Below are 19,003 nucleotides of genomic sequence, written 5' to 3' on the forward strand. Positions count from 1 at the left end.
CCGTGGAGGGATAATTAAAAATAAATATTGGGGTGCTTAATTTAAGGAAACAAAAGGACGGGTTTATCGTACATATAATATGTTGATGATTTAGATTCTAACTTTGCTATGATATTGAATTGATAGACAGTTCATCGATAATTTAACGTAACGAAAAGAAAAACAGTACGTTCTGGTAGTTGAGGTTTCTGATTGAAGCTATCGTAAAACTTGTTGAATCGAAAACTTTTTATCAAGAGAATGGATAAAAGCTTATATGCCAATTGGCACGATCAAATGTTAATGCTTAAGAAACTAACCGATGCTTCGGTGGTCTTTTTAGCTGAAATAATAGATAACGCTGTAAAAGTTGTTGCTTCATCAAAAGAAACTGCAAGCGCATATAATGTGGGTGCGATAATTAAACTACAAACTTTCCAGATTGACATAGCTATTCAAAAAAAGCGTTGTATTGATTCCATCCAGACTCATTCTTATTTTACTTCACCCATAATACTTTCCAGCAATGATGTTTGGGGCGCAATTGTTGTATTGCTAAATAATTCTCCAACAAAAACAAATCAACTTAGTCTGCCTGTTTCTACGTTTAATAAAACCATTAGTGACCAGGTTGAGCTATCCTATCTCAAAAGTCAAAGCGATTTCAAACTAAAATGTAATTTCGATATTTCTACGGTTAATTATCTTTTAGGGGTTATGGGCGGTGTTCCTTGGTGTTTGGATTATAACTCGGGACAATTTAAATATATTGGAAGCCAGGCGGAACAATTGCTTGGATATACGCTGGACGATTGGAATAGCTTAAAGGATTGGAAGGAGGCCATCCATCCTGATGACCGAAGCAGAGCGATTGAATATTACTCCCGGATAAAAGATGGCGGTAAAGATCATATTCTTGAGTATAGGTTTATAAAAAAAGATGGCTCGGTGATCTGGATTCAAGATGTGGTTAAGGTAAATGTTGACCAAGATGATCAGGTGAATGAACTTGTTGGATGTATGGTGAACATCAGCCAGGCCAAAGAAAGAGAACAAGGTTTGGAATTTTTAAACAATCAACTGCGCAATGTATTAACCGCCACCAATGCGGTACTTACTATTAGCAGTGAAGAAGGAGATATTATTTTTCATAGTCACGAGGATATAGCAAAGATTGACAAAAGGTGTTACCAGCAATTTCGCGGAGCAGATGAAAGGTGCAATCAATGTCCGACCAGAAAGGATATAAAATCAAAAACAACTTTTCAATACTGGGATAAAGGGAAAAACTTTCAGGTAATAGCTTGCCCTTACGAGGTTGAGCCTGATGTTTGGCACATAGCCGAGGTTCGTGTAGATATTTCTAATCGTGTTTCAGACGATAACGGAATTGCAGAATTGAAGGACAGGTTAGAGTTTGGCATGAAATCGGGCAATATTGCCTATCTGGAGTATGACCTTCAAGAAAAGGTACTTAGGACTAACTCTATTTTTGAAAATGTTACCGGGCTTAACCTGAACAACGAAGTAGTGGATTTAGTGTGGATGAAATCCAGGATTCACGAAAAGGATTACGATTATATACTTGAAGTATTTGACCTTGCCTTAAATTCGGACGATAAGAAATTAACCGTTGAATTCCGTTTTTTAAGGGTAGATAATAAATATATATGGGTACGGTTTACAGGTCAGTTGTTGATGGACGAACAGGGAGCCAGCGAAATTTCGGGAATATTAATTGATATCTCCGACACCAAAGAATTGATGAATGCCCTAATGCTTGAACGTAACAAAAGTTTACAGGCTAGTGAAGCAAAATCAATGTTTTTGGCTAACATGTCGCACGAAATCCGCACTCCCATGAACGCTATCATCGGTTTTTCGGAGTTGTTAAGCAAACACATTGTTAAAGCTCCGTTAAACGGGTATCTGAATTCAATAAAAGCCAGCGGTAAAGTTCTGCTGGCCTTAATAAACGACTTGCTTGATTTGGAAAAGATTGAGGCAGGCAAGATGGTCATCAGAAAGGAGAATACCGATTTTGTAAGCTTGCTAAGAGAGATTGAGCAAACATTCTCCATGAATTTCGCCGAGAAACAGATTGATCTTCTGATCAAGCCTCAGGTCAAGTTTCCAAAGTTAATATATGTCGATTCACTTAAAATAAAGCAGATATTGCTTAACCTGGTAAACAACGCCCTTAAGTTTACGAGCAAGGGAGAAGTGGAGGTGCAAAGCTTCTTTAAATTTAACGAGGATGAAAAAAAAGGAACCCTGTCCATAAAGGTGTGTGATACCGGGATTGGTATAGCACAGAATAAGCAGAATAGCATTTTTGAACCATTTATCCAAGATAAAAACCCTAACGAAAAAGAACATCAGGGTACCGGACTGGGTTTGTCCATCGTACAAAAATTAGTTAGAATGATGGGCGGCCTTATTTCACTGGAAAGCGAGGTGGGCTTAGGCAGCACCTTCTCCATTGTCATTCCCGATATTGAGGCAACCGATGATCCCTTTTCTGAAATTGAAGGGGAATTAGAAGGAAACATCAAATTCAATCAGGAAAAGGTTCTGATAGTTGATAATGTTGAAACTAACCTTGAGGTGTTGAGCGCTATGTGTTCTAACCTTAACCTAAAAAGTATAGTCTGTGCGCATGGTAAAAGAGCCTTGGAGCTTGCTTTAACTGAAAAACCTGAGGTTATTATTATGGATCTCCGCGTGCCAAAACATAATAAATTTAAAAGCCTAAAAGATATTAAGGGGTCTGAAGATATCAAACATATTCCTGTCATTGCAGTTTCTTCATCGAGTAATATACACGAAGCCGAATTGGCCGGAAAAGCTGGTTTTGACGGTTTTATTTCAAAACCAATACCTGAGCACAAACTCATTCAGGAGATATGTAAATTTGTTTTGCCCAATGAGGAAGAAGGTGCTGATGAGAGCGTGGAAAACAATGAAGCAGCGGCTAATTTAAGCATGGAAGACATAGAATTTATTAAGGCAACGGTTAATGATACTGTGCTCCCCCTATGGCAAAGTTTAAAAGAGATCTTGTCGTCTGAAAAATTGAGTGCGATGTTGTATGAACTAAATGGGCTGAAAAAGAATATAACATGGCCTGCACTGGAAAGGTACACCGTAAAGTTGGATACTGCAATAAAGTCATATGATTTTGAGACAATTCAGAAACTGATTTATCAATTTGAACCCCTATTAGAAGATTTAAACTGATTTAATAAAAAAATATAATTAGCTAACTATAACTTTTTATGAACGATCGAGTACTTGTTGTTGACGACAATCCTAAAAACTTGCAAATTATTGCTGCATTGCTTTCGGAGAACAACTATACAGTTGAAGTTGCCCTGAATGGGGCAAGTGCGATTAAATGGTTGAATGGAGCAACATTTGATGCTATATTGCTGGATATTATGATGCCCGAGATGAACGGGTTTGAAACCTGCGACATCATCAAACAAAATCCGGATAATGTTAATATCCCTATTATTTTTCTTACCGCAAGACAAGATATAGAGAGTATAACGGAGGGCTTTGAGAAAGGAGGGGTTGACTTTATTACCAAACCGTTTAATCAAAAGGAATTATTAGTACGGTTGAGTACACACATCGAACTGAAGAAGTCGCGGGAGAAACTGATAGATGTTAACGGTTGGTTGAGCACTGAGGTGGAAAAGAAAACGCTGGAGCTGAAAAAATCAAACGATAAACTTACAGAAGCCAACGAAAATCTGAAAATATTGGATGTGGCTAAAAATGATTTCCTGAATTCGATAAGTCATGAGCTTCGCACCCCATTAAATGGGATTGTAGGTTCTATTAACCTTCTGAAATCCCTGACACATGATGAGTATATTCAAGAAATTGTTTCATTGCTTGACTCGTCCGTTAATAATTTGGAGAAATATTCTTATGCGGCCCTTCAAATATCAAACCTTCAGTTAAAAGGGGAGTCTCAACTCAACTTGAAACCAATTGATTTACTGCCTGTAATTAGAACCGTACTAATCGGGTTTTCCGAAAAGGCAAAGTGCAAAGAAATAGAAACAAAGTTTATAACCGAATGCCCAGAAGCTGTGGTTGAAGCTGACCAGGAATTTATTCAAAACGCTATAACCGCTTTGCTTGAGTGTTCGTTGATTTTCACGAAAAAAGGATTTGTTAACGTACTTGTGTCAAACGAAGATGAACATATTAAAATTAAGATTGTAGACTCAGGTAGTTCGTATGAAGGACAGGAGCTAAATCATTTTTTCAAATCGGTTAGCAGTCAGAATTACCGGTTTGAAAGAAATAACGCAATGGAACTATTTTTAGCCAAGATGATTATTTTGTTGCATAAAGGAAGGATTGAGTTTGAAAATATGGAGGATAACAGCGGTGCCGCTACCATATTTTATATGCCGCGAAAAACTTTTTAGGATTTTATGTGCATAAAGAAAGTATATATTTTACTGCTTTTGTGGTTAGTGAGTGTAGTTCAGGCATTACTAGCTGAGGTGCCTCAAAGGGTGCTGTATATCAGCTCCTACAACTCTAGTTTTCCGACTTACTTTGATCAGGTGGAGGGGATAAGATCTGTTTTGGACACGGTTCATGTTGAAATTGATATCGAAAACATGGATAGCAAACGATTTAGTACGGAATGCAGTTTGCGATTATTTCATCAGTGGCTAAAAAATAAAATAGACAAAGGGTTAAAGTATGACGCCATATTGGTTTCCGACGACAATGCGTTTAACTATGCTTTAAATCAAAAAGATAGCCTTTTTAAAGATATTCCGATCGTATTCTTTGGGGTTAACAGTGTTGTTAAGGCCAGGCTTCAAAACTTTGAATCGAATATAACTGGTATAGTGGAAGCTATTTCTATTAAAGAGACTGTCGATTTAATGCTGGAATTGTTTCCCGATAATCAACAAATCTGTGTTTTGGCGGATGCTTCCTATACCGGAATGGCAGATTTGATGCACTTTAGAAAAATAGCCTTCTCAAAAAACAATATTAAAATAATTGAATTATCACTGGCGGATTATTCATTTGAGGAAATTAAAAGGGAACTTCAAAAAATTGGTAACAAAACACCCGTTCTTCTGCTATCTTTCTTAAGGGATAAAAACAATGAGATAAAGAGCTTTGATGAATCATTGATGTTTATTAAAAAAAACCTGAAAGGTCCTTTGTTTCATTTGTGGCATCACGGTATTAACAATGGAATATTTGGAGGCAGGGTCATCTCTCAAAAACATCAAGGTGAAATGGCTGCATCATACGTGTATGAAATATTGAAAGGTAAAAATACAGACAGCATCAGGGTTGCCACCGAAAGCCCCAACAAGTATATATTCGACTATAACGAGCTGGATAGGTTTGGCATAGATGCGTCATTATTGCCAGCCAATAGTTTGATTATAAACAACCCCCAGAAAGATTTTATAGAATCATATAAGGGTGAACTTTTTGTGGGGCTTATCTTTGTTTTAATTCAATCAGTACTTATTTTTTATTTGCTAGTTTCCATTAAAAGGAGAAATAAAGTAGAAGGTGACCTGAGAAGTCAGGTAGATGAATATCATACTTTGAACGGTGAATATGTAAGCCTTGCTCAAGAATACCAAAAAAACATTGAAGAGCTATGCGATTCCAATATAGATTTAATTAATGCGGAGAAAAAACTGAAAGCTAACATGGCAGAGTTGGCAAGCAAACGTGAAGAACTCAGACTTAGCGAAGAACGTTTTAGATTAGCCATAAACGGCACCAATGAGGGAGTCTGGGACTGGAATGTAGATACCGATGAATTGTTTTTGTCGGCACGATGGAAAGAAATGTTAGGGTATTCCGATGAAGAGTTGGACAATAAATTAGGCATCTGGGAGAACTTGTTGTTTGAAGAGGACAGAGATAAAGCTTTATCAAAGATAAAAGACCTTGTAAGTGATAAATCAGAGGTGTATGAAGCACAATTTAGGATGAAGCATAAATCGGGCAAGCTGGTGCATGTTTTGTCCCGGGGCTTGGCCATGAAAAACAGCCAAGGTAAGGTGTATAGGATAATAGGAACACATCAGGACTTAACAGATCGTTATCTGTACGAACAGCGCTTAAGAGATCAGGTAGAAGAAAACCTTTCGTTGTACGAGGAATACAGGACCATTAGTGAGGAATTGAATGGGAAAAACAGGCACCTGTTAGAGGTTGAAGAGGAGCTTAGAATTTATATTGCCAAACTAAATCAGAAAAACGTACAACTGGCAGAGAGTGAAAAGAAATACAAGCAATTATTTAACCATTTGTCGGAAGCCTTCGGGTTCTATGAGATTCTTTTAGACGAAAAGAACAAGCCAACAGATTATATTATCCACGATGTAAATCCTAAATTTCTGGAATTGCACCAGCTATTATATGATGAAGTGGTGAATAGAAAGGCTAGTGAGGTGTTCCCATACAAGATTGATCATTGGCTCGAAGGTTTTGGCGGCGTAGCAGTAAATGGTGGAACTAACAGGTTTGTCGATTATCTGCCTGAGCTCGATAAGTATTTTGAGTTCCATGTTTTTTCGCCACAGCTTAACTTTTTTGCGGTTATATTTGATGATATTACAGAAAGCGTTCAAGCAAAGAATGCTTTAATGATGGAAAAAAGCAGAAATGAGGATATACTAAAAGGAACCAATGCGGGCACCTGGGATTGGAACCTTAAAACATCCGAATTAATTATAAATGATAGATGGGCCGAAATAGCAGGTTATGCAAAAGACGAACTGGATCCAATCAACGGTGATTTGGCCCTGCTTCTGATGAACCCGGAAGATGTGTCACATGTTAATGAAACCCTCAATAAGGTATTTAAAAAAGAACTTGATTATTACGATGCAGAATTTAGGTTTAAACACAAAAACGGGCATTGGGTCTGGATTCATTCAAGGGGAAGTATTGTTGAGTGGGCCAGTGACGGATCACCCATTCGAATGACAGGAACCCATATCGACATTACCGATAAAAAGGAAGTTGAGCTCGCGCTGGTGGAAAGTGAACATAGGTTTAAAACTATTTTTGATAAGAGTAAAACAGTAATGCTTATTATCGATCCTGAAAACAGTTTAATAGTGGATGCCAATGATACCGCTGTCGATTTTTACGGATATGGGAAAACCGAATTAATTGGCCTCCCAATGAGTAAAATAAATTTACTCAGCACGAGAGAAATTGAAGTTGAAATGAATAATGCGCTGGGCGAGAAAAGAAACCACTTTAAATTTCAGCATATCCTTAAGTCAGGTGACATACGAGACGTTGATGTTTTCTCAAGTCCGGTCTCCGTTAACGATCATCAGTTATTGCACTCCATAATTCTGGATACGACAAAATCGGCTGAGGCTGAACTGCAGATTCAGCAGGTGAATAAACGTTTTATGGGGCTGGAAAATATTATTCATTATAAGGCCAACTCTATAAACGACCTGCTCGATTTTACACTAAAACAAAGTATGGATTTTACAGGTAGTGATGTAGGTGCTGTATACCATTACGATCAAGAAAAGGGTATATTTTACTTAAACAATTGGTCCGAAGAGGTAAATTTAACGCATCCATATACCAATGGAGATGAGAGTATTGAAAACATGGATTGCTTAAATAAAGCAGTGAAGTTAAAGGAAGCTGTCATCATCAATAATCCTGAAGTCAACTATCCGTTTCAAAAAACATCAATGCTTGACGGAGGTATGCTGAAGTCAATCACTATTCCGGTTTTATTTGACGATAAGGTAGTTTCATTATTTTGGTTGGCAACAAAAAACAGCTTGTACTCAAAGTTTCACGCTGAGCAATTAATGTTGTTGCTCGATACGGCCTGGATATTGGTGGAGAAACAAAGGTTGCAGGATCACAAAGGGTAAAATTAGATACAGTTGCAGCGCATTATCGCCCTACAGGGCGATAATGGATGGTGTATTATGTATTAAGAATATTTTTTGTATACTGTAATGTACATAATCATAGTGGTATAGGGGTGCACTAGTTGGCGCTTCTAAATTGTGGCTTAGCATTTGATAATTATCAAATATTGCTGAATGATTCGGTGATCATAACTCTAAACTAATCAATATGAAAACATTTCGGTTCCTCATTTTATTACTTTTCGTACTTGCATTTTCTTTTCAAGAAAATTTTGCACAACAAAATGGAGAAACATTTAAAGGTTACTGGTATTCCTCTAGCATTAACAAAAATGATAAAGTATTAAACTTTACAAGGCAAAATAATGATAGCGTCTATCTTCAATGGAATTTTCTGGGGAAAGATTCTTTGAGGATATCTAAATGCGAGATTAAAGATTACTATAAGAAAGAGCAAACACATTTAGTTATTGCATCAGGTGGAGGTATTGACAAATGGAGTGTTGATGAATCAAACAGTATATTATCTGTTAAATTGTTAAAAGGTATTCAGACTTATGGAATTTTGACAGCTAACGCTAATAATTTGCGATTAGAAAAGAAGGAATTTACTTCAACTAAAAAAAGAGATGTGTTCTATTTTTTAGATAATGATGTAGATAAAGCTGTTTCAAAAAAGGATACCTTGGTTTTTTCATCAACAAGGGTTAATCGTTCATTTCCCAGAATTGAATTAAGGAAAACCAACCAGTTTATCATTCATCATGACATTAAGTTAGATACAATTACTAAGAAAATGCCTGATGGAGTTTATATGGAACAGATGGTTGAAAATTCAAAAAAGATCCATGGTATATGGAAATCGAGATATGCAGTGAAACGTATTCAACTTGAATTTGGTAAAGATGTTTGCAATGATTATGATATTAAGGAAGTAGGTGAGCGAATATATTTTATAAAGCGATAAACCCTAGTCCGGTAATACAAACTAAAAGCCATCCCGAATTAACGAGATGGCTTTTTTATATCTGAATTTTAGACTGCTCCGAAAAATTACTCGGCAGCTTGAAGCAATAAGTTCAAGATGTCGGTAGCAGCTTTTGAAACGGATGTTCCGGGACCAAAGATAGCTACGGCACCAGCTTCATATAAGTATTCGTAGTCTTGCGCCGGGATTACCCCACCGCAGATAACCATGATATCCTCACGACCTAGTTTCTTTAATTCAGCAATAATCTGCGGAACCAATGTCTTGTGGCCAGCAGCCAATGAAGAAACACCCACTACGTGAACGTCGTTTTCAACTGCTTGCTTAGCCGACTCGGCAGGTGTCTGGAACAATGGCCCCATATCCACGTCGAAACCAATATCGGCATATCCCGTTGCAACTACTTTGGCACCACGGTCGTGACCGTCCTGTCCCATTTTCGCAATCATAATACGAGGTTGACGGCCTTCTTTCTCAGCAAATTGTTTCGCTAAGCTACAAGCTTTCTCAAAATCATCATCTTTTCCAGCTTCGCTAGAATACACACCACTAATTGAACGAATCACAGCTTTATATCTTCCTACAATTTTTTCACATGCGTCAGAAATCTCACCAAGAGAAGCCCCTTTTTGAGCCGCATCAACAGCTAGTTCAAGCAGGTTGCCATTTTCTGTTTCAACAGCCTTGGTGATAGCAGCAAGAGCAGCCTGACAATCGTCTTCGTTACGCTCGTCTCTAAGCTTTTTTAAGCGCTCGATCTGCGAAAGACGTACAGCTGAGTTGTCGATATCTAAAATGTCGATTGGATCTTCTTTCTCCAAACGATATTTGTTGGTTCCAACGATAGTTTGCGTTCCGGCATCAATTTTAGCCTGCGTACGCGCCGCAGCTTCTTCGATACGCATTTTAGGTACACCACTCTCGATAGCCTTGGCCATACCGCCCAATTCTTCAACTTCTTCGATTAATGCCCAGGCCTTTTCAACCAACTCGTTAGTCAAAGATTCCACATAGTATGAGCCAGCCCAAGGGTCAACGGCTTTACAAATTTGAGTTTCGTCCTGGATATAAATCTGCGTGTTACGTGCGATACGAGCAGAGAAATCAGTTGGTAAGGCAATGGCCTCATCCAATGCGTTGGTGTGTAACGACTGCGTGTGGCCAAGTGCGGAAGCCATCGCCTCAATACAAGTACGACCAACGTTGTTAAATGGATCTTGCTCAGTTAACGACCAACCTGAAGTTTGCGAGTGGGTACGCAATGCCAACGATTTCGGGTTCTTAGGATTGAATTTCTTTACAATCTTAGCCCAAAGCATACGACCGGCGCGCATTTTTGCAATCTCCATAAAGTGGTTCATTCCGATAGCCCAGAAGAACGACAAACGCGGAGCAAACGAATCGATGTCCATACCGGCATTAACACCGGCACGTAGGTATTCCAAACCATCTGCTAAAGTATAAGCCAACTCAATATCCGCGGTTGCACCAGCTTCTTGCATGTGGTAACCAGAGATAGAAATAGAGTTAAACTTAGGCATGTTTTTAGAAGTGTACTCGAAGATATCAGCGATCACTTTCATCGAGAATTTAGGTGGGTAGATGTAAGTGTTACGCACCATAAACTCTTTCAATATATCGTTCTGAATAGTACCGGAAAGCTCTTCTAATTTAGCACCTTGCTCTAAACCTGCAACAATGTAAAAGGCCAATACCGGGAGTACGGCACCGTTCATAGTCATCGATACCGACATCTTATCCAATGGAATACCATCAAAAAGAATACGCATATCTTTGATAGAGTCGATAGCCACACCTGCTTTACCTACATCACCCTCTACGCGCTCATGGTCAGAATCGTAGCCACGGTGCGTCGCCAGGTCAAACGCTACAGAAAGACCTTTCTGACCAGCAGCAAGGTTCCTTTTGTAAAATGCATTTGATTCCTCTGCCGTAGAGAAACCGGCATACTGACGAACAGTCCAGGGACGCATGGCATACATACCAGAGTATGGTCCACGTAGGTATGGAGGTAAACCTGCCGCATAGTTCAGGTGCTCCATCCCTTCTAAATCGTCTTTTGAGTAAACACTCTTAACAGGGATGCGTTCCGGGGTTATCCAGTCCTTCTTAATCCCATGTTTCTTCTCCCACTCTTTGGCGTTAACACCGCCACAAGGAGAACTTTTTTTGAAATCTATATTTTTAAAATCTGGTCTTGCCATTTTATTTTAGATTATTAGATGAACACTGAGGCACAGGGACACAGAGAATTATATTTCTCCATTAACCCGACGTCTGATACCTCGTTTTAAAATGGGTTCATTAAAATTAATTAATAGTCCTAGCTTCTTATTGGCTAATTTAAGTAAGTAACCAACTGTACTTCATGTACAGGAAGTATATCTTCTGCACACTTCAATTCGATGGCAACTAAATCTTCAACCAATAAATTCAGAAAGAAATGTTTATTTAATTCTGTGCCTTTATATACAAGAGCTTGCTTTACTTGAGATTCTACTTTTAAGTTTCTGCTTTCTAATTCAAATATTAAGCATTGTTCATATGCATACTCCAGCATACCTGGCCCCATTTGTTTGTGGACCTCAATTGCAGCAGCTATAATTTCGCCAGATATTTTATTGTAAAGCGCTAAACTCATAATCTCTCAAAAGAAAACTCTGTGTCTTTGTGTCTCTGTGTTCGTATTATAAACCAAGTTCTTTGCTAAAGCCTTGCAATGTCTCTAATACGTTAGAACGAACGTTGACAAAGTTAGTGATGCCTTGTGCTTTTAGGTCATCAGCGCATTTCGGTGCACCGGCAACCACAAAGATGGCTTCGCCGTTAATGGCTTTAAAAGCAGCTGGGGCAGCATCAACATACTCGTCATCGGATGAACAAAGAACGATAATGTCGGCTTTAGCTGCTTTGGCCGCTTCAACACCGGCTTCAACAGTGTCGAACCCGTTGTTGTCAATTGTTTCGTAACCCGCACATGCAAAGAAGTTAGAAGAGAATTGAGATCGAGCAAGACGCATATTCAGGTTACCATAGGTAAGCATAAACACTTTAGGCGTCTTTCCGGATTTTTCGGTTGCTAATCGAAGGGTTTCGAATTCTTCAGCACCGCGGAATTTCTCGATTGGTTCAATAACGGTGTCTCCTTCGCAACATTTTGTACCACATTTTTTTCCGTTGGTTAAAGCATCAGCAACTTTCTCTGTAAAGTTAGGGAACTGGTTGGTACCTAACAGGTTTTCGCGACGGGTAGCGATGGCTTTCTTACGCTTGTCAGCAGTTTCCTTAACTTTAGCCTGAACAAAACCTTCTTTTAATGCAGTTAAGTACCCACCTTTTTCTTCAACTTCGACAAATAAAGCCCAGGCTTGTTGTGCGATGCTGTTGGTAAGGTTTTCGATATAGTAAGAACCGGCTGAAGGGTCAGTGATTTTATCGAAGTGAGATTCTTCTTTTAGCAATAATTGTTGGTTGCGGGCAATTCTTTCAGAGAAAACATCCGACTCTTTATATACAGTATCAAAAGGTTGAACAGTTAACGAGTCAGCTCCACCTAAAGTAGCGGACATGGCTTCTGTTTGCGTACGCAGCATGTTAACATAAGGGTCGTAAACCGTTTTGTTCCACTGAGAAGTTTCACAGTGAACAGCCATTTTAGTAGGCTCTAATCCAGCAGGACCATATGATTTAACGATGGTAGCCCATAGCATTCGTGCAGCGCGTAACTTAGCAATCTCCATAAAGTAGTTGCCACCCACCCCAAAGTTAAACTTCATAGCTGAAGCAGCGTCGTTTACGGTTACTCCTCTTTCAGTTAGTTGAGCTAGATACTCGTTACCCATTGAAAGGGCAAAGGCTAATTCCTGAACGATAGATGAACCTGCGTTGTTGAAAAGACGACCGTTTACACAGATAGTTCTGAAGTTAGGAACGTTGGCTCCAGCTTCAACCATTTCTTTAGCATGGTCGAACATCTCGTCGAAACCTTTGCAAGTTTTGCCCGAGGTAGTTAAGCAACCTAAGGTGTCAAAGTTTACCGAACCTTTAACTTTCGTTAAGTCACGGTTGGTCTTTTTAAGATAAGCAACAACAGCATCCATTAGTTTTTTGCTGCCGTGGCTGGTTGAAAAGTTGATTTCAACATCATCAGAAATAATGTTTTTCAATACGGTTGCAATTTCAGTATTAAAATCCTCTACCTCATTGCAATAGCAAAATCCTAACGAAGTAATGCCTTTGGTTAAAACTTCCAAAGCCTTTTTGTTTGAAGCAACAGCATTAACCACCTTAATGTCTTGGCGAACGTACCAGTTGTTGTCTTTTTTTGTTCCGCGTACATATGGGAACTCACCAGGAAGACTGTCAAGGTATTTTACCTCGTTTAAATCTTCCGAACGATAAAAAGGACGAACGTTAAAGCCTTCATTGGTTCTCCAAACCAGCTTTTTCTCGAAGTCAGCGCCTTTTAAATCCGCCGTAATTTTGTCCATCCACTGCTCTGTGGTAATGGCCGGAAAATCACTTAATAACGGTTTTTTAGTTTTATCTGCCATAATATAACTGTATAACTGTTTGTTTTTTGAGACCGCAAAATTAAGCCTTTTCAATAAATTAAAGAACAAAATCACTTGTTTTATACCTGTTATGTAGCATGATTATCAGTATGGTAAGTTTTTTTGAAGAATTATTTCTTTAATATAGGGGTGTAATTGTATGATTGATAGAAAGATATCGGAGTTTTTGGTCTTAAATTATTTCGGATGATAAAATTAGCTGAAGTCAATCTTTCAGTTTTATCGACATAAATCCACGATCCGTCGATTTTATTTCGGGTTCAGTTCTTTATTAATTATGTTAGCATCTTCAAACAAAATAAAACTGAAAAATGAAACCGAAGAGGAGAAGCGTTAGCACAGCTATTTCCCTTTGGTGGGAGATATAGAATCGTGTTTTATAAATTAAGAGTAGAAACAGGATGTGCCAACGGGTGCATCCTGTTTTTTTATATAAAAAAAGCTCTAATATCTTAAGAGTATATTGATATAAAACGTGTTAGGTTCAATTCCGCAGATAAAAAAGGACGTTCCGTCGATTACAATTTCCATGCTTGTTTTTTGTTTCTTTCTTTGAAATACAAACAGGAACAATTCGGTTGTTTTCAATTAAAATCAATCAAGTAAGAAAAAAAATTTTTTAATGTAAAAGTTAACAAAACTATTATTTAAAGTTTAATATTAATTTAAAAATGATGAAAATGAAAAATTCAGTAGGCAAAAGTTTAAAAGCACTCATGGTGATGGTGGTGGTTTTATCATGCGGTATGGTTTCGGGACAGCCACAAGGTGGTGAGCGAGGCGGACAGCAAGGTCCTCCTCCAATCCCATCAACAAAAGAAATTAAAGCTATGGTAAGCGATTTGGCTGATGAGTTGGATATAACGGATGATCAGGAAACCAAAGTGTTGGCAGTATACCAAAGTCACTTTAAAGAGGTGAAAAGTAAAATGTCATCGAGCTCAAGACCAAGCAGAACGGAGATGGAGAAAATGAAGGCTACATTTGAAACAAAAGTAAAGGAGCTACTGACCAAAGAGCAACAATCTAAATTTGCAGCCTACTTAAAAAAGCAGGCTTCTCAGAGACCTTCCCGAGGATAATGTATTTGAAACAAAAGAACTTAGTTTAGCATAATTATATATTTACAGAACAGCCTGGTTTTTTGGAAAGCCAGGCTGTTCCTGTGTATATACAATAACAACATAAGCAGTATTTGGCATATAAGGCCTGGAACTCGTATGTAAATATATCGAAATCTTGATGTAAGAGACTGTTTCGTAGATGAAAAAATGCTAATTGTCGATTGTTTTATTATTTCCCAATTAATATCATTTCCTTGTTAAGTGTAAAGTCGGAGCGTTGAAGACCAAAGAGTATCAATTGCAAATGACTTATTAAAGCGTGTGGCCAAAGCTAATAACCATACCATTCGAATTTGAGCACTGAGTCCTGGGTTCACGGAGGATTCTCAAATTAGGCAAATTCCTACCACCGAAAATTGATTCGGAGACGCTGTGACAATAGCAACAAGTCACAATATAATATTACGTAATTACTAAGATGGGTTAATCAAAATCAAAACAAAATGAAGGATAGGTATAAAACATACAACAGGTATATTGAGATTTGTTTGGTACTGACAGGAATTTTAGTTGTGATTTTATGGATGCAGCTATTGTTATTCTTTTAATTTGTTGAAAAAAGAATAAGGTTGGTCGATTACTTTTTTTATTGCGTAAATATATCATTCCCTTAGATTATCTATTCAGTTTAATCCAACATAAACAATACAACCATGGAAATACGAAGAGTAAATATGTTATTTGACGCCCTATCTTCATTTTATATTAGCAACTATTATAAATATACGAACGATATTTTTAGAGGGAGGAGTCTATTGCCGAGTTCAGAGGAAATCAAACAAATGGTACTAATGACCACAAAAACCACTGGGTTAGATGTACAACAGGAGCAGGAAATAACTGAGTTGTTCCTTAAATATTTTAATCAAGTGATCCAGAGAGTTGAGTTTGGAATGGCTGATGAAAATGAAATTATAAGGATCAGGCATGGTTTTGAAAAAGAAATGGCCTACTTTTTTGGGGAAGGGCAGCATATCAATATTAAACCAGCTCAAAATTTAAAAGATATGGACAATAGATGATTCTTTTAAAATTGGGTTAAATGAACATAAATTATGAATATCAGAAAAAGGAAGGTTCGGCTGAACATTCATGGATAAAATAATAAGGTTGGTCGATTACTTTTAGTATTGCATAATTATATCATTTGCTTAGTGTAATATTTATAGTTTAATCAATTAAAAACAACACGAACATGAAATTACAAAGAGTAAGTATGTTGTTCGATGCGTTAACAACATTTTTCACAACAAATTATTGCGTACGGGAGAACCAAGAGTTTCAGGATGAGGCTTTGTTGCCAAATTCTGAGGAGATTAGAGAAATGGTAATTCTTACGACTAAAAAAACAGGATTAGACACTCTACAGAAAGTTCAAATCACGGAGTTATTCCTTACCCATTTTAATAGAATAAGAGAGGTATTAAAGTCTGGTTGTCCTGACATGGGAGAAATAAAAAAACAAAAGAGTCAATTCAATATAGAAGTTGCCTACTTTTTTGGAGATTATCAGCCTGCCAATATCAGAACATCTTGAAATACTAAAAATAATAAGCTTAGGTTTAAGTTAATATTTGTGTAATACCACCTATGGAGCAACGGCTTATAGGTGGTTTTTTATTTTGTGGTATTTTAAACCGCAATATGCATTAGAAATTCTATTACCCATTGAAATTACTTTAAAACAAGACACTTCGTTGCCTCACTTCAACTCACCAGAACGATGCTCCCGAAAGTAATCGGGAAAAGTGATGCCTCGTTTCAGTAATGCCTTGTTTTATTGTACTTGCCATGCTCATGACGAACCTCCAATACATAATCCGGGTTTAATCATCCCAACTTGGTCGAGCCAATATCAATCGGGTTTTGTCTAGTCCAGATTGTTTGGCAAAATTTTGATATGATTATTGCGCCGTTCTGCATTGTCTAAGCAGGTTTGGCACTGCCCACACTAACTAACACTATCGTGATTTTCAAGGATAAAACATGTGGTGGCCATCTAAAATATAAAATGGTGAAAATCTCTTGTTTAACGAATACTATGAACTGTCTATAAAAACTCATGATTTGTAGATTGCTTTTCATAGAGCCCTTACCGGGCAGTACATTTAACATGAAATTAACAATACGGCAACGAAATCGTAAAATTAAAACTGTCATGAGATCCTTGAAAACTAAAAAATTTGATTCTATTCAATTAAGTGAGATGGAACAGGTTAAGTTGATGAACCGAGTTGATAAAAAGTTCTGGTTCCATACGAATCAACTTCCTGCACTCCTGGATATGATTAGTCAAGACTATTTTTTGCTTCATATTAACGGACAGAACTTGTTGCAGTATTCTACGGTGTATTTCGATACGTTCGAAAGCCGGATGTTTGCTGCCCATCACAATGGTAAACTCAACCGGTATAAAATCAGGCGCCGAAGCTATGTTTCATCTGGCATTAGTTTTTTCGAAGTCAAGTTTAAAAACAACAAAGGCAGAACCATAAAAAAGCGCATCCCGTCTGATTTTGAGGTGTCTGATTTTACAGATCAGGAAGTGGATTTTATAAATGAAGTTACACCTTTCTGTCATGACGAATTAAGGCCGTCGTTAATCAATAATTTCTCAAGGTTAACCCTGGTTAATAAAAACTTTAAGGAGCGTTGTACCATCGATCTCAACCTCCAATTCCATCAGGGGGACAAAACAGTTTCTCTTGACGATTTGGTAATAGTTGAGGTTAAATCTGATGGCCGTTCTTCAGCATCACCATTGCTTACGACCTTAAGAGACCAGCGTATTAAGCCCGCCGGGTTTAGCAAGTATTGTGTAGGCCGGACGGTTACGGACACGGGTTTAAAGCGAAATGCTTTTAAGGGAAAAATAAGGAGTATTGAAAAGCTATTACAGACGGAAAACAAATTATATTATTAAACACAAAATCTATGATTAATTTAGAATTCATTGCCGACAAAATACAAAGCAATGTTATTGCGAATCCTCCAACAAAACTTGAGCTGTGGGAAGACGGTTTCAGGTTTTTGGATATCAAAATAATAAACGTAGTCGATTTTACAGAACTAATTGTTCGTTTTGCTTTTAACACGCTACTCATCTTTATGGTGGTGCATTTTATGTATGCCAAAAACAGCAGACGGAAAGACTTTTATTTTAGTTACCTATCCATTGGTGTTATCGTCTTCTTATTAAGCTTTTTGCTCAATAGCGTAAAACTCGAATTAGGATTTGCACTTGGGCTGTTCGCTATTTTTGGAATTATACGGTATAGAACCGATGCCATCCCCATAAAGGAAATGACCTATCTGTTCATCGTTATCGGAATATCTGTAATTAATGCGTTGGCCAATAAAAAGGTAAGTTATTCTGAATTGATTATTACAAACTTTGTAATTGTATTTGGTCTTTGGGTACTCGAAAAGCGACTGATGCTAAAGCAGGAAGGATCCGTCAGACTTATCTACGAGAAAATAGAAAATATCCATGCTTTAAACAGCGATGTCCTTCTACAAGACTTAAAAGAACGAACAGGAATAAACATCAAACGCTATGAAATTCAAAAAATAGATTTCCTGAAAGACGTCGCCGAAATCATCCTCTATTTCAATGTAAACGGAAAGGAAAAAAAAGCCATTAATTGATAAGGGATGGCATCTTTAGGTGTAAGCTGTAAATAAGATGCTATCCTTTACTATAATTCTGAAAATTAAATTATGAAACCAACGAAGTATATAAAACCAGGATACTTGCTTATTGCCCTGTTGATGGTAAGTAGTATCGCCAAAGCACAAGAAGTCGAAAATGAGTTTCAAACCCGTACGTCGGTTAAAATGAGCTTTAAACCTTTGAAAAAGGTAAAATTCAATATTATACCTGAATTACGTTTCGATGAAAATTTTACGCTGGACAAGAGCCTGATAGAAGCCGAGCTTGAATACAAGGCATTCAAGTTTTTAACCCTTGGGGCAGCTTACCGATATATTGCGAACCAAAGGGAAAACAAGGACACTGAGTATTTAAGTCGTTTTTCGTACAGCGCTACTGCCGAAAAGGATTTTAATCGGTTTGAAGGGTCATTTAGGTTAAGATATAGCAACTATGCAGATGAGGAGGACGATGATGCCTTGGATTTTCTGAGGTATAAAGTTGGACTTAAGTATAATATCCCAAAGTGTAAACTAACCCCCTCCGCGTCTGCCGAACTGTTTCAGGACCTCTCCGGATCATCTTTATATAAAATGAGATATTCCGTTGGGGCAGATTACAAATTGTTTAAAAAGAACTATGTGGGCTTGAGCTACAAGTTCGATTATTATAACAACGAATATCGCAACAAGCATATACTTAGTGTCGGATATAAAATCAAGTTTTAAGTTAGTCCA

The 19,003-nt window shown here is 37.6% G+C and carries 13 protein-coding genes; 10 read left to right on the top strand and 3 right to left on the bottom strand.

What is annotated here, in order from left to right:
- Nucleotides 1-240: 240 nt before the first annotated feature.
- The 4 genes from ACRD64_RS03875 (at nucleotide 241) to ACRD64_RS03890 (ending at nucleotide 8,874) form a co-directional block, all read left to right on the top strand.
- Entirely contained in the window at nucleotides 241-3,219 is a 2,979-nt protein-coding gene (locus ACRD64_RS03875; protein ID WP_430931857.1) for a PAS domain-containing protein, read from the top strand.
- A gap of 38 nt (nucleotides 3,220-3,257) precedes the next feature.
- The gene (locus ACRD64_RS03880; RefSeq protein WP_430931859.1) at nucleotides 3,258-4,427 is read left to right on the top strand and encodes a hybrid sensor histidine kinase/response regulator; all 1,170 of its coding nucleotides are present in this window, start codon (nucleotides 3,258-3,260) and stop codon (nucleotides 4,425-4,427) included.
- A 6-nt stretch (nucleotides 4,428-4,433) separates the two neighbouring features.
- Nucleotides 4,434-7,907 carry an ABC transporter substrate binding protein gene (locus ACRD64_RS03885; protein ID WP_430931861.1) on the top strand — a complete coding sequence of 1,158 codons (3,474 nt, stop codon included), beginning with the start codon at nucleotides 4,434-4,436 and terminating at the stop codon, nucleotides 7,905-7,907.
- A gap of 208 nt (nucleotides 7,908-8,115) precedes the next feature.
- Nucleotides 8,116-8,874, top strand: coding sequence for a hypothetical protein (locus ACRD64_RS03890; protein ID WP_430931862.1), 759 nt, complete (start codon nucleotides 8,116-8,118; stop codon nucleotides 8,872-8,874).
- 86 nt (nucleotides 8,875-8,960) lie between these two features.
- Here ACRD64_RS03890 and scpA read toward each other — a convergent pair whose 3' ends face one another.
- The 3 genes from scpA to mutA all read right to left on the bottom strand — a co-directional run bounded on the left by scpA (nucleotide 8,961) and on the right by mutA (nucleotide 13,469).
- Nucleotides 8,961-11,120 (bottom strand): methylmalonyl-CoA mutase, encoded by a 2,160-nt coding sequence (scpA, locus tag ACRD64_RS03895; RefSeq protein ID WP_430931864.1) that lies wholly within the window; start codon nucleotides 11,118-11,120, stop codon nucleotides 8,961-8,963.
- A gap of 134 nt (nucleotides 11,121-11,254) precedes the next feature.
- Nucleotides 11,255-11,557, bottom strand: coding sequence for a GxxExxY protein (locus ACRD64_RS03900; RefSeq protein WP_430931866.1), 303 nt, complete (start codon nucleotides 11,555-11,557; stop codon nucleotides 11,255-11,257).
- A gap of 46 nt (nucleotides 11,558-11,603) precedes the next feature.
- Nucleotides 11,604-13,469 carry a methylmalonyl-CoA mutase small subunit gene (mutA, locus tag ACRD64_RS03905; protein WP_430931868.1) on the bottom strand — a complete coding sequence of 622 codons (1,866 nt, stop codon included), beginning with the start codon at nucleotides 13,467-13,469 and terminating at the stop codon, nucleotides 11,604-11,606.
- Nucleotides 13,470-14,170: 701 nt separating this feature from the next.
- Between mutA and ACRD64_RS03910 the strand changes: the two genes are divergently transcribed.
- The 6 genes from ACRD64_RS03910 (at nucleotide 14,171) to ACRD64_RS03935 (ending at nucleotide 18,994) form a co-directional block, all read left to right on the top strand.
- The gene (locus tag ACRD64_RS03910) at nucleotides 14,171-14,572 is read left to right on the top strand and encodes a hypothetical protein (protein ID WP_430931870.1); all 402 of its coding nucleotides are present in this window, start codon (nucleotides 14,171-14,173) and stop codon (nucleotides 14,570-14,572) included.
- Between the two features lie 695 nt (nucleotides 14,573-15,267).
- Entirely contained in the window at nucleotides 15,268-15,636 is a 369-nt protein-coding gene (locus ACRD64_RS03915; protein WP_430931872.1) for a hypothetical protein, read from the top strand.
- Nucleotides 15,637-15,809: 173 nt separating this feature from the next.
- Nucleotides 15,810-16,151, top strand: a complete 342-nt coding sequence (locus ACRD64_RS03920; RefSeq protein ID WP_430931874.1) for a hypothetical protein — start codon at nucleotides 15,810-15,812, stop codon at nucleotides 16,149-16,151.
- A 621-nt stretch (nucleotides 16,152-16,772) separates the two neighbouring features.
- Nucleotides 16,773-17,537: a polyphosphate polymerase domain-containing protein gene (locus ACRD64_RS03925; protein ID WP_430931875.1), complete on the top strand. Its 765-nt coding sequence runs from the start codon at nucleotides 16,773-16,775 to the stop codon at nucleotides 17,535-17,537.
- A gap of 11 nt (nucleotides 17,538-17,548) precedes the next feature.
- Nucleotides 17,549-18,262, top strand: a complete 714-nt coding sequence (locus tag ACRD64_RS03930) for a DUF4956 domain-containing protein (protein ID WP_430931877.1) — start codon at nucleotides 17,549-17,551, stop codon at nucleotides 18,260-18,262.
- 72 nt (nucleotides 18,263-18,334) lie between these two features.
- Nucleotides 18,335-18,994 (top strand): DUF2490 domain-containing protein, encoded by a 660-nt coding sequence (locus tag ACRD64_RS03935; RefSeq protein ID WP_430931879.1) that lies wholly within the window; start codon nucleotides 18,335-18,337, stop codon nucleotides 18,992-18,994.
- Nucleotides 18,995-19,003 lie beyond the last annotated feature (9 nt).

Source organism: Saccharicrinis sp. 156 (assembly GCF_050589685.1).
Classification (GTDB): Bacteria; Bacteroidota; Bacteroidia; order Bacteroidales; family Marinilabiliaceae; genus Saccharicrinis.